7 protein-coding genes are annotated in these 13338 nt (G+C 43.0%); 6 read left to right on the forward strand and 1 reads right to left on the reverse strand.

The features are described from left to right. The first annotated feature begins 14 nt into the window (after positions 1-14). Both R8P61_31020 and R8P61_31025 read left to right on the forward strand, forming a co-directional pair. Positions 15-866 (forward strand): DUF1080 domain-containing protein, encoded by an 852-nt coding sequence (locus R8P61_31020; protein ID MDW3651553.1) that lies wholly within the window; start codon positions 15-17, stop codon positions 864-866. A gap of 26 nt (positions 867-892) precedes the next feature. Continuing rightward, positions 893-1642, forward strand: a complete 750-nt coding sequence (locus R8P61_31025; protein MDW3651554.1) for an SGNH/GDSL hydrolase family protein — start codon at positions 893-895, stop codon at positions 1640-1642. An 8-nt stretch (positions 1643-1650) separates the two neighbouring features. Here the strand turns inward: R8P61_31025 and R8P61_31030 are convergent, their stop codons facing one another. After that, positions 1651-3864, reverse strand: coding sequence for a hypothetical protein (locus R8P61_31030; GenBank protein MDW3651555.1), 2214 nt, complete (start codon positions 3862-3864; stop codon positions 1651-1653). A gap of 246 nt (positions 3865-4110) precedes the next feature. On the opposite strand from R8P61_31030, the gene R8P61_31035 reads away from it, so the two are divergent. From R8P61_31035 to R8P61_31050, 4 genes are all read left to right on the forward strand, one after another. Then, positions 4111-6852, forward strand: a complete 2742-nt coding sequence (locus tag R8P61_31035; GenBank protein MDW3651556.1) for a DUF6797 domain-containing protein — start codon at positions 4111-4113, stop codon at positions 6850-6852. A gap of 41 nt (positions 6853-6893) precedes the next feature. Continuing rightward, a complete protein-coding gene (locus tag R8P61_31040) occupies positions 6894-7991 on the forward strand; it encodes a 6-bladed beta-propeller (protein ID MDW3651557.1) in 1098 nt (365 codons plus the stop codon). 106 nt (positions 7992-8097) lie between these two features. Further along, positions 8098-11262: a DUF1553 domain-containing protein gene (locus R8P61_31045; protein ID MDW3651558.1), complete on the forward strand. Its 3165-nt coding sequence runs from the start codon at positions 8098-8100 to the stop codon at positions 11260-11262. Between the two features lie 10 nt (positions 11263-11272). After that, a complete protein-coding gene (locus tag R8P61_31050; GenBank protein ID MDW3651559.1) occupies positions 11273-12724 on the forward strand; it encodes a DUF1501 domain-containing protein in 1452 nt (483 codons plus the stop codon). Positions 12725-13338 lie beyond the last annotated feature (614 nt).

The following is a 13338-nucleotide window of genomic DNA, read 5'->3' on the forward strand; positions in this document are numbered from 1 at the left end:
GCTTCAGTTGCCTTATGCGCTACCTACTACTTTTACTCAGTCTATTCTTTATAAGCTGTTCTCAGTCAAATCCTCATGATCCAGATCAAGAAGAATGGATCGATCTTTTCAATGGCAAAGACCTTTCCGGCTGGGACATTAAGATCAGGGGGCATGAGCTCAATGATAATTTTCATCAAACTTTTGGGGTAGATAGCGGAAGGCTCATTGTCAATTATGATGAATATGAGGCTTTTGATGAAACCTTTGGACATATCTTTTACGAGACTCCTTTTTCCTATTACAGAGTTCGTGCGGAGTATAGATTCGTAGGAGAACAGGCTCCGGGAGGTCCGGGCTGGGCCACAAGAAATAATGGTCTGATGTTACATAGTCAATCTGCGGCTAGTATGGGCATTGAGCAGGATTTTCCGATATCGATAGAGGTCCAATTACTGGGTGGATTGGGCAAAGGGCCTAGGACGACTGCGAATTTATGTACACCTGGGACGCATGTTTTTATGAACGACAGCCTGTTTACCCCTCATTGTACTTCTTCTACTTCCCAAACCTATGAGGGAGATCAATGGGTAACAGTTGAAATAGAGGTTTTGGGAGACTCCATGTTTACTCACTATGTAGAAGGCGAAAAGGTATTGACCTATACCCATCCGCAAATCGGTGGCGGGGTAGTGGGAGGTTTTGATGAAAATATGAAAGAAGATGGCAAGCTTCTAAAGGAGGGATATATCGCATTACAGGGAGAAAGTCATCCGACGGAATTCAGAAAGATCGAATTGCTGGACCTGGAAGGTTGTTTGGATCCCAAAGCCAAAAATTACAAAAGCTATTTTGTAAAGGGGAATAAGGCGAAATGTGTATATTGATTTTCTAATCCTTAATACTACTACAAATGCCACTTTCCCGTAGAAATGCGATCCAGAATATATTTGCCGGTCTTGCAGGATCAGGCCTTGGTTTATTTAGCCTTGAAAGAGAAGAAGTAAGCGAAATCCCTAAAGGATTGCGAGTCTTGTTTCAGGGAGATTCGATTACCGATGCAGGTCGAAATCGAGGAGATTATTATGCCAATCGGGGAGGAGGCATGGGACAGGGCTATGTGAGGCACATCGTTACACATATGCTGGGCAATCATCCGGGAGATGAACTTCAGATTTACAATCGGGGTATCAGTGGACATAAAGTCTTTCAGCTGAGCAATAGATGGGAAGAAGATTGCATGATGCTCAAGCCGGATGTCTTGAGTATTCTGATTGGAGTTAATGATTTCTGGCATACCTTATCCGGTCGCTATGACGGGACGGCCAAAGTCTATGAAGACGATTTTATGGCTTTGATGGAGCGGACGAAAAAAGGCATGCCCGATGTGAAATTAATCATTGGGGAGCCATTCGTTTTACATGAAGGAACAGCCATAGAAACTGAGAAATGGAAAGGTCATTTTGAAGCTTATCAGGCCGCATCTAAAAGAGTCGCCGATCAATTTGATGCGGTATTTATTCCCTATCAAAAAGTCTTTGATGAAGCCTTAAAAGAAGCTCCTACTTCTTACTGGTGCCCGGATGGGGTACATCCTTCTATGGCTGGAAACTTTTTGATGTCTCAGGCCTGGTTGAAAGCTTTTGGGAAGGTGATGGGTTAATAGAAAGTTTACTTGATTTTCTCCATCAATCGTTGAAAAGTCTCAAAATTGTGTTTTGCCATTTTGTCCCCGACTGTGTCTTTGGGGTTGGTTACGGCATTAAGTTGACGATCAATTTCTGTATTCGCACGTTCAGATAAGTACCAGCCTAAGGGTAGGATGATCTGTTTCCCTTCATCTTCCTTGTAGACCCGTTTATTGTTTTCATCGATAATGACTTTCCTATCCAATTGGAAGGGATAAAATGCTATATCCAGCCCAAGCTTAGAAAGGCTACGGAGAGAATTTTGGGTGTTGTTGATCGTATTAACGGTACTATTCCCCCAATTGCTGATAATTGTATTCAATGGAGCGGAAATGTCAACAACAAAATCTGAAGATTCTACTTCCCGGAGATCTTTGTCGAGGCTGTTTTTCAACAAAACAATGTTGAAGCTCATTCTGTTGAGATCAGCAGAATCAGTTTCGATAAGAATCATTTGGAGAATCTGAAAAATAGTTTCCAGCCCTGTATTATCATGATATCCTCCATCAACAATTTGTAGGCTGTTTTCTCCTAATTCTACTTTGCCTGCTGAAGTAACAAGTGGAAAGCGTGCACTTAGGGATGCTGCGGTTTTCAGAGGGATCCCCATGGCTTCTTGCCTGGTGTTTCTTATTTCTCCCAAGAGGTCTATCGAATTTCCGAAGTATTCTTTCGGGATTTCCAGATCCGATATGAGTGCCTTTTGCCCAGTTTCTAAAACGGTACAATTGAGAAAAATATGGCTCAGATTTGGGGCTGGTTTATTACCTAATGTATACCAACGCTCTGTCAGGCTTTTAGCAAGAACATCTGTTCCCATTGAATTTTCTACAGCTGCTTGAAAAGCATCCTCCAACCATCTGGACCGATCCCAGGAATCAATGGGATAAGGGATAATAGATTGAATCATATCCGGAATCAGCAGCCCAAAAGTAACCGGAGCCAGAAAATCATTCTTTATGGCTTGTTTGAGTTTTTCCGTTTCAGCTGGCCCATTTTCGCTTAGGGTAGCTTGTTGGAAAACAGCTCCGACACTTCCCCCGGAGACACCGCTGATCGCATAGAGATGTTGGTCGAAACCTACCTGTTCTTTATAAAACTTATCCAGCAATAAAGCCGTCCATTTCATAGATCGAATTCCCCCTCCTTCCGCTGCGACAAATACTACTGGAAATCGGTTTTCAGAGGTATATGAATCATCGAGTTTTGCAGATATCCAATTATTAAAATCTGAGCTTAAACTAGACCGATTTATTTCAGCCTCTTTTTTAATTCGGAGTTTATGATTGTTGTTGAAAAATGAGAAAAGTGGAATCAAAAACAGGATCAAAAAAGACATAGAGAATTTTGTGAATTCAGCCTGAATTTTATGCCATGCGATATTAAATAAGAGGGTAGCCCCCGTAAGGTAAAAGCAAATGATAGCTCCAGAGTTAAACCATTGGGGAACATTTATGGGCTTGGGGTCAAATGAGCTAATAACTAATCCCACTACAATGATGCCTATTATCAGGTAAAAAATACCATCCAGAAATAATTTATCTGGGGCACACTTATCATCATATGCCATCGGGCCTTTTTTGATAAAGTGAGTGAAGTTATTCCTTCTCATATATGCCTCTCTATAAACAAAGAGACCTAATCCCAAAAATATCCCGATATACAAAAAGTACCAACCATAAGGGTTTTTCACTATTTCCATCCCATTAAATGCGGTGCAGATGATCACATAAACACCAATGCTTAGGAGGTAGGGTAGGAATTTAATTAGCCCTTTATGAGCCCTGGAGGAATCATTTCTCCCATTGATCACACTTTTTAATCCCCCAAGGTCATAGAATGCTAAAGCAAAGATACTTGTGTACCATATACTTAAACTCAAAAGCATTACCCCTAACCAAAACCAAAATAGGCTCATCCCTCCATCTTGAGCTATTCCGTTAATGACATCTTTAGCTTGTTTTGATACCGTAAAAGTGCCAATAGCCACAAAAAATATTATAAGATTTACCGCTAGAGCTTTGATATAAATCCAAATATTAGAAAGGATAATTCTAAAGGAGTTATCAACATAATTTGACGGAATAAAAAAGCCAGTAAAAGTAAATACTGAATTTAGTACTGCAAGAACCGGATGGAGTTTCTCTTCTTTGGTTTGTTGAGTCCTATTAGTATTGGGTTGATCTGCTAGAGACATGGGGAATAGGTGTTTCCATAGGAAAATAGAAATAGCTTTCCTATATAATTTTGAATAAGTAGTTTAGGATTATAGACTCACTGTCAGAAGAGAACTTTAATATAATCCATCTATTCGAAATATGCAATCCTCTGTTTTATCGATTGAAAGTAGAGAAAAAGCCTTATAGTACATTCGACAAATAGCGCTTTCTCTATTGCTTTCTCCCGGGATTCTATGCAAATTAAAGGAAAGGATTTTGCCCAAATGAAACTTACTACAACTACTACGATTAGCCTGCTGGCTATCCTGATTTTTTATGCTTCCTGTACCTCCTCAAGTCCTTCGGAGGCTCCTGCTGTTCCAGCAGAATATATTCTCAAAGTTGCCGACCTACCCGAATATGAATCGGATATAGATCATGCTTCTTTGCTTAATATGGATGCAGAATGGGAGGAAGATTGGGGCCTTCGAAATGAGGGAGTAAAAATATATCGAACCACCTGTTATGCCTGCCATGGCAACAATGAACAGCCCGGTTCCCTGCCCAACTCCAATAAATTCTGGAAGGATGCATTTAAAAATGGCAATGATCCCTATTCTATGTATCAGACCATTTCGAGAGGCTTTGGTCAGATGCCACCCCAAATGCAATTGGTTCCTGAACAGAAATATGCAGTCATTGCTTTCATCCGAAATGAATTCATAAAAAAGCATAATCCCAGCCAATATTTTGAAGTCACAGAAGCCTATATCGATTCCCTTCCCAAAGGAAGCAGTGAAGGACCCGAACCCACAGATTATACGCCCTGGACCGAGCTGGATTATGGCAATTGGCTCATGCGTTGCTATGAGATGTCAGATGATGAGGATCCGCCAAAATATGTTTCCGGCGGGCGATCTCCTTTGCCGAATGAAGATTACAGCAAGGTCAATTTTGCTTACAAAGGGATCGGTATGCGACTCGATCCGGGAGAAGGAGGCGTAGCCAAAGGAAATACCTTTGCCATGTTTGACCATGATCTCTTGCGTTTCGTAGGTGCCTGGACAGGTGAAGGCTTTATCGATTGGGAGGATATCCTGCTGGATGACCAGCACAATATCTATCCCCGAACTGTAGGCAAACGCCAATTTGCCAATCCCATCACTCCCGGTTGGGCCAATCCTGAAACGGGCTCTTTCGAGGACCCCCGCTTCCATGGATCTGATGACCGACAATACGGTCCCTTGCCCCGAGCATGGGCACATTACAAAGGCCTGTACAGATATGAAGATCGGGTGGTGATTAAATATACAGTTGGAGAAGCGGAAGTTTTAGAAACTTACGATTTAGCAGAAGCCGGAGAAAAACCAATCATTGCCCGAACGATCAACATAAGTGGCGCCAAGCAAAGCCATAAACTCAGAATAGCACCTGCAAATGTTTCCGTAAGTAGCGATGGAAGTGGACATATGATCATTAAATCCGATGGATTTCATGTATTGGAAACTTCCGGAGCAGCTTCTGATAAGTTTGTCATTTATATGTCTATGCAGGAGCAGGCGAAAGTACAGGCTTTTGCAGAAAGTTCGGAAATGGCTACAGATCTCTCTCGCTTTACCAAAGGAAGTCCGGCTCAATACACCCAAACACTTGAAAGCATCATTATTCCCGGAAATGAGGATGAACCTTATGCGGTAGACGTTTTTACCCTGCCTGAAAATCCCTGGAAAAGTCGTTTGCGATTGACGGGGATAGACTTTTATGAAGGTGGAGAGGAAGCCGTTGTTTCGACCATAGATGGGGAAGTCTGGAAATTGACAGGCATTACTCAAAAAGAAGGCAAAATTACCTGGACAAGAATCGCAACGGGTATGTTCCAGCCATTGGGGATAAAGATCAAAGAGGGCGATATTTATGTCAGTTGTAGAGATCAGATTGCTATTCTGAGAGATTTGAATGGAGACGGAGAAACGGATTTCTATGAAAGCTTCAATTCGGATCACCAGGTGACAGAGCATTTTCATGAATTTGCCATGGGACTGCAAATGGATAAAGAAGGCAATTTCTATTATGCCAAAAGTGGCAGGCATGCCCGAACTTCTCTGGTTCCGCAACACGGTACCTTAATAAAGGTAAGTGCTGATGGAAACACTTCGGAGATACTCGCCAATGGTTTTCGTGCTGCCAATGGAGTTTGCATGAATCCGGATGGCTCTTTTTATGTAACCGACCAACAAGGCTACTGGAATCCCATGAACCGCATCAATCGCGTTACTAAGGGCGGTTTTTACGGCAATATGTGGGGCTATGGAGCTCCTAAGGATTCCTCGGATGCAGCCATGATCCAACCTATGTGCTGGATCGATATGAAATACGATCGTTCACCCTCCGAATTGCTCTGGGCAGAAAGTGATCAGTGGGGCCCTTTAAACGGCAAATTATTAAACCTCTCTTATGGCTATGGAAAGATTTTCGTAGTGATGACTCAAATGGTCGGAAATCAGGAGCAAGGAGGTATGGTAGAATTGCCCGTTCCTCAGTTTCCGACTGGCATCATGAGAGGCCGCTTCAATCCTAAAGATGGTCAATTGTATAGCTGTGGAATGGCTGCCTGGGCTACAAGTCGGATGATACAGGTGGGCGGTCTATATCGGGTGAGGTATACAGGCAAAGAGCTTCATTTACCCATAAAAATGAAGGCCCTCGATGCTGGTATGGAACTGGAATTTAGTGCAAAGCTGGATAATGAGAGTGCCGGCGATCCTAGCAATTATGAGATCAATACCTGGGACATCAAACGTACCAGAGCCTATGGATCAAAGCGATACAATGAAAAAAACCTGAAAATTAGTGAGGTCAAAATTTCCCCTGATGGGAAAAAAGTGATGATTTATCTCCCGGAAATCAAGCCTAGCTGGATCATGGAAATCAAGTATAAGCTCAAAGCTGCTGATGGAACAGACTTCGAGGGAGCGATTCAGAATTCGGTGTATGATCTCGAACAAACTGAACTTGCAAATCGCTAGAGATTTAGGCAATTACTACAGACAAAAACTTTCCTGAAAATATGTCAAAAAATACACTCAACAGAAGAAGCTTTCTCAACAAAACTACAGCTGCCGCCACAGCCGCTTTTGTCTTACCCTCTTTTATGATCGGTAAATCAAAACCCGAACTGGGCGCAGAAATTCTCGGTCATGGAGATTTTACTTACCGGGTACACAAGAATTGGGGGGATTTGGCTCCTGCAAAAACGCCTGTGAAAAATTGCCATGAAATGGTGATGGACGCTAAAGGTCGCCTGATCATGGTGGGAGATGAAGTAAAAAACAACATCCTGATTTACGATAAATCAGGCAAACTGCTGGATTCCTGGGGAATCAGATATAGAGGTGGACATGGCTTAAGTCTTTGGGATGCAAATGGGGAAGAATTCCTCTACATCTGTGATACCAATGGAACCGTCATCAAAACAACCCTGGATGGCCGGGAACTTATGATGCTAGGGCATCCTTCTGAGTATGGAGCCTACGAAAAAGAGGATAAATATTCGCCTACAGAAACAGCCGTCGGCCCTAATGGAGATCTGTATATCGCTGACGGATATGGTTCCTGTTATGTGCTTCAGTTCAATAAATATGGAGAATTTATTCGCAAAATCGGAGGCGGTAGAGGGCCTGGAGAAGATCAGTTCCAAACAGCACATGGAGTTTGTATAGATGATCGAGATAAAGAGAATCCGACCCTCTTGGTTACTTCTCGTGCTGATAACTGCTTCAAACGCTTTACACTGGACGGGAAATACCTGGAGACAATTTGTTTGCCAGGGGCTTTTGTATGTCGTCCGGTGATTGATGATTATAATCTTTATGCAGGGGTTTGCTGGTCTTCTTCCAAGCCCTGGGATCCCAAAGACCCACAATCCCATCCCTACAATAGTAGTCCCAATTCTGGTTTCGTAACCATTCTTGATTCAGAGAACAAAGTGATCTCCAATCCCGGAGGTACTGAGCCGACTTATGTGAAAGGGGAACTGCAGCGCATGGTTCAAGAACAGAAAATCTTCAATCATTGTCACGATGTCTGCATAGATGAGGATAAAAACATCTATGTATGCCAATGGAATGCAAATCAGACCTATCCCATAAAATTGGAGCGGGTCTAAACGGACGAGAATTTTTTTAAAATCCAGAAAGAAGGACAAGGGTGAGATGTGAAATTTGCTCTTGTCCTTTTGGCTTAAAAGCGGGAACTTAAACTAGATGAAGTCGATGCGCTACTACCTAATTGTGCTGCTGATGTATGCATCAGCTTGCAGGCCTTCTATGCCCGGAGAAGTAGCGATAGCTTATGAACAGCTCCCAGAGAAGATCGACTACAATTTTCATGTTCGTCCTATCCTCTCCGAACATTGTTTTTCTTGTCATGGACCGGATGATAAAAAACGGGAAGCGGGTTTAAGGCTGGATATTGCAGAAGAAGCTATCCGTAAAATGGAGGGTTCTGACACTTATGCGGTTCGTCCGGGAGCTGCTGAAGAAAGTCAGCTCTTTCATCGGATTTTGACCGAAGAAGAAAGCGAACTCATGCCTCCTCCGGAGGCGAAAATTCCCCTCACAGAAAAACAAAAAGCCATCCTGATAAAGTGGATTGAAGAAGGAGCCGAATACAAAAAACACTGGGCCTTTGTGAAGCCTGAGAAGAAGGATCATGCTTTCGGAGAAAAACATCCCATTGACTATTTCGTTCTCAATAAATGGAAGGAAAAAGGGCTTACTCCCAATTCTAAAGCTTCTAAAGAAAGCCTCCTCAGAAGAATTTCCTTTGACCTCAGAGGCCTTCCTCCTTCACTCGAAGAGCTAGACCAATTTCTAGCAGATACTTCTGCTGCTACCTACACTAATTGGGTTCAGAAATACCTGGATAGCCCGGATTATGGAGAAAGAATGGCTGCCTACTGGATGGACCTGGCTCGCTATGCGGATAGCGACGGTTATTTGGATGACAAACATCGGGATTTTTCTCCCTGGCGAGATTGGGTGATTGAGGCCTTTCAGCAAAACATGCCCTATGACAGTTTTGTAAGCCTGCAATTGGCGGGTGATTTGATGCCAGATGCAAAAGTGGAGCAAATCCTTCCGACAGCTTTCAACCGACTCCATAAAAAGAACTCTGAAGCGGGTATAGAATTGGAAGAATTTCGGGTGGAATATGTGGCTGATAAAACCAATACTTTTGGTAAAGCTTTCCTGGGTCTTACTCTGGAGTGTGCTCGCTGCCATGCCCATAAATACGATCCCATCAGCCAGGAAGATTACTACAGCATTTTCTCCTTTTTTAACCAAACCGACGAGATCGGTCATGCCGTTTATGGACCTGATATTACGCCCGGTCCGGCTTTGCTTCTGGCAGATGAAGACGCGCAAAAACAGATGGAGTTTTTGAAAGAAAAAATCAGGCAAGGAGAAAAAAGTCTGGCAAAGGTACTTTCTAGTACCGAAGTAAAGCTGAAAGTAAAAGCAGCTGAGATGGAAAAAGCCTTAGGATCCAAAGAGCAGGCCTATTATCCATTTGATAAGGTAAAAGAATTTGGCAAGCAAAAACTTTCCCCCGAAAGAAAATCCAGGCAAAAACCGGCGCGCTTACAGGAAGCCCAACTGAAAGCCGGAATAAAGGGATTGGCAATCTTCAATACAGATTATAGCTCTGCATTTTTAGGTGAAAAAGTTGGGTGGTTTGAAAGAACGGATCCTTTTAGCATCGATTTTTGGGTATATCCGGATCGGGTATATGAGGAAGCTTCCGTCTTCCTGCATTGCGAAGATTGGCGACTCGGCTATAAGGGCTATTCTTTGCATCTGGAAGACAACCGCCTCAAATTCCTTATGGCTCATGCCTTCCCTTCCAATTCTCTACAGCTCAAATCTAAGATTGCCCTGCCTCCTGAACAATGGAGCCATATCAGCTTGAGCTATGATGGAAGTAGCAAGGCCAAAGGAGTCCAATTTTATTTGGATGGGAAACCGATAGAGATGCAGATTGAAGTAGATAATTTGTATAAAGGCATTTTATATGAATACAATATCCATACTTATGGCTTTGGAGGATTTCAGTTGGGGAAAAGGGATGGAGTTTTGCCCATGGATGGAGGAGGAATTGATGAAGTAAGGATATTTAAGGAAGCATTGACTCCTTTGGAAATCGCCTACCTGCACAATCCGGATATCCTTAATGAAGCAAGCGAAACGGAGCTGAGAAATTGGCGATTTACACAAAAAACCGATATCAGAAAAAGGCAAGATGAACTCAAAAGCAAGAGGGAGGAATTGAATGAGATAGAAAACTCAATTCCTGAGATCATGGTCATGAAAGATTTGCCGAAGTACCGGAAAAGTTTCGTCCTAAATCGGGGCGTTTATGATGATCCTGCAGCTGAAGTCTTTCCGCAAACCCCTGCATCCATTCTTCCTTATCCAGAGGAGTTTCCCCAGAATAGACTGGGCCTTACCCAATGGCTCTTTCATCCCGATAATCCTTTGACTGCCCGGGTAATCGTAAATCGGGTCTGGGAAATGCATTTTGGCAAAGGCCTGGTAAAGACCCAGGAAGATTTTGGGAATCAGGGGGCCTTACCTTCCCATCCTGAACTCCTGGATTATCTGGCGATTTGGTTTCAGGAATCAGGCTGGAACCTGAAAGCCTTGCATGCCTACATTCTTTCGTCTGACACCTATCAACTTTCTTCCAAAATACTGCCTGAAAACCTGGAGAACGATCCGGAAAATACCTATCTCAGCAGAGGAGCTCGTATGCGTTTGAGTGCAGAAATGATCCGGGACAATGCTTTGGCAGTTAGCGGGCTTTTGGTGAAAAAACAAGGAGGTCCCAGTGTATATCCTTATCAACCGGAAGGCCTTTGGGATGAAATCAGCAATAAGCATTGGCGCTATCCTTATTTACAGAAGCCTGGAGAAGGACTGTATCGCAGAAGTCTTTATACCATTTGGAAACGTACTGCTCCTCCTCCTTCTATGTTGATTTTTGATGCCAATGACCGCAGCAATTGTACGGTTCAGCGAAAGCAGACAAGCACTCCTTTACAAGCACTAGCTCTGCTCAACGATCCCCAGTATTTGGAAGCTGCAAGGCTTATCGCAGAAAGTTTGATGCAGGAAAATGAAGACTTAGAGGAAAGAATCGAGAAAGCCTTTCGGATGCTGACCGCTAGAATTCCCGGGAAGAAAGAATTGAAACTTTTGAAAGAGCTTTATCAGGAAGAATGGAAATATTTCGAGCAAACTCCTGAAGCAGCTGAGGCCTATTTATCGGTAGGGGAATCTAAATCCGGGATTAGCATGGATAAAATTAGTTGTGCTGCACTCGCGGTTGTTATTCACGGAATCATGAACACAGAAGAAGCTTATACTCGCTCCTAAAGCCAGCAAGATGAATTATAAAGACAAAATCAGGGAATTGAATTTCCGACAAAGCCGCAGAGATTTTTTCAAGAAGTCGAGTCTGGGGTTTGGTGCTTTGGCTTTAGGACAATTACTCAATCCTACTTCGGCTTTTGCTTCGATGGGAGATAGGGGAGGAGTACTGGGAAAACCGCATTTTGCTGCCAAGGCCAAAAGGGTGATCTACCTTTTTCAGAGTGGGGGACCTTCTCAGATTGAATTATTCGACTATAAACCTCTGCTCAAAAAATGGCAGGGAGAAGAAATTCCGGATTCGGTCCGAGGTACGCAAAGAAACTCGGGCATGGTTACAGATCAATCTACTTTTCCCCTGGTATCTTCTATTTATGATTTTAAACAATATGGGCGATCGGGTGCCTGGATGAGTGAGCTTTTGCCTTATACCTCTCAATTGGCCGATGAGCTTTGCATCATTCGTTCCATGTATACCGAGGCCATCAATCACGAGCCGGCTGTCATCTTCATGCAGACAGGTTCCCAAATCAATGGACGTCCATCTATTGGAAGTTGGCTTAGCTACGGATTGGGTTCCAGCAATGAAAATTTACCCGCCTTTGTTGTGTTGATTTCCAAAGGAGGAGGAGCCCAGCCTTTGAGTTCTCATGCCTGGGGAAGTGGTTTTCTTCCCTCTTATCATCAAGGCGTTCAATTCCGTTCCTCCAAAGATCCTGTCCTTTACCTCAATAATCCTCCGGGCATGAGTCGGGATAATCGAAAGGAAGTATTGTCCTATATCGAAAAACTCAACCAGCAACAATATGAAAAATGGGGCGATCCTGAAATAGAATCCAAAATCCAGCAATATGAAATGGCTTTTCGGATGCAGTTATCTGTACCCGAAGTGGTGGATATTTCGAAAGAGCCTCAACACATCCTGGATATGTATGGGCCTGATGTGAAAAAGCCCGGCAGCTATGCTGCCAATTGTCTGCTGGCACGCAAGCTGGCCGAACAGGATGTGAAATTTATCCAACTCTACCACATGGGTTGGGATCAGCATGGAAACCTTCCCAGCGGTATCAAAAGTCAGGCTCAGGGAACCGATCAGGCTACAGCAGCCTTACTCAAAGACCTCAAACAAAGAGGCTTATTGGATGATACCCTGGTCATTTGGGGGGGAGAGTTTGGGCGAACCAGTTTTTCACAGGGACGTCTTACCAAAAGCAACTATGGCAGAGACCATCATCCCGGCTGCTTCAGCATGTGGATGGCAGGCGCAGGAGTGAAAAAAGGGATAAGTTATGGGGAAACCGATGACTTCAGTTACAATGTCGTGAAAGACGGAGTCCATGTCCATGATTTTCAAGCGACCCTGCTACATTTGCTGGGGATTGATCATGAGAGACTGGTATATAAATACCAGGGCAGGAAGTTCCGTCTGACCGATGTACATGGACATGTTGTCAAGGCCCTTATTTGATGCAATTAGAGCATTACAAAAAGAAGACTTGCCAAAACGAGCAAGTTCAGGAGGGACCAAAGCATAGAGATAGGTTTAAATTTAAGTTTGGCATTCATAATTCTAATGTTTAGGGTTCAAAAAATTTGGGGAATCTATCTGGAAATCTCGGTTTGAATGAAAAGCTGATTATCTGGGGAATGGATCTCTTTTAGGAAAAAATATTTATCCCCAGAGCTTCCAAGAGGAAAGAGCAGAACAAGGGCACAACAAATACGCCCAGGTAAAAGGCCACACTTCCCCAATCAACTTTCATTTTTACAGAAAATTTCCAGTTTTTCTTCGATACAATGCTTGTGGTATTCAAAGCTCTTTCTATATATAATTAACATTAAGGAAATGCTAAATTAACATTATATTTAAAATAAATCAACATTTGCTTAACATTAAGTTAATATTGGATGCTTTTTCTGGCTTAAAGAGTCTATTTCATGGATTTGGTACTGAAAAAGAGAGACACATGCAGTAAATGTCAGGAGAGGAAGTGCCTTGCTAGGCCTAACATTCAAATGTTTTGGGATTTGGGCTATTTCATGTATTTTGAAGAATTCTATAGCAAAGCGATTGGGTTCTAA

Source organism: Bacteroidia bacterium (genome assembly GCA_033391075.1).
In the GTDB taxonomy this organism is placed as follows: domain Bacteria; phylum Bacteroidota; class Bacteroidia; order J057; family J057; genus JAWPMV01.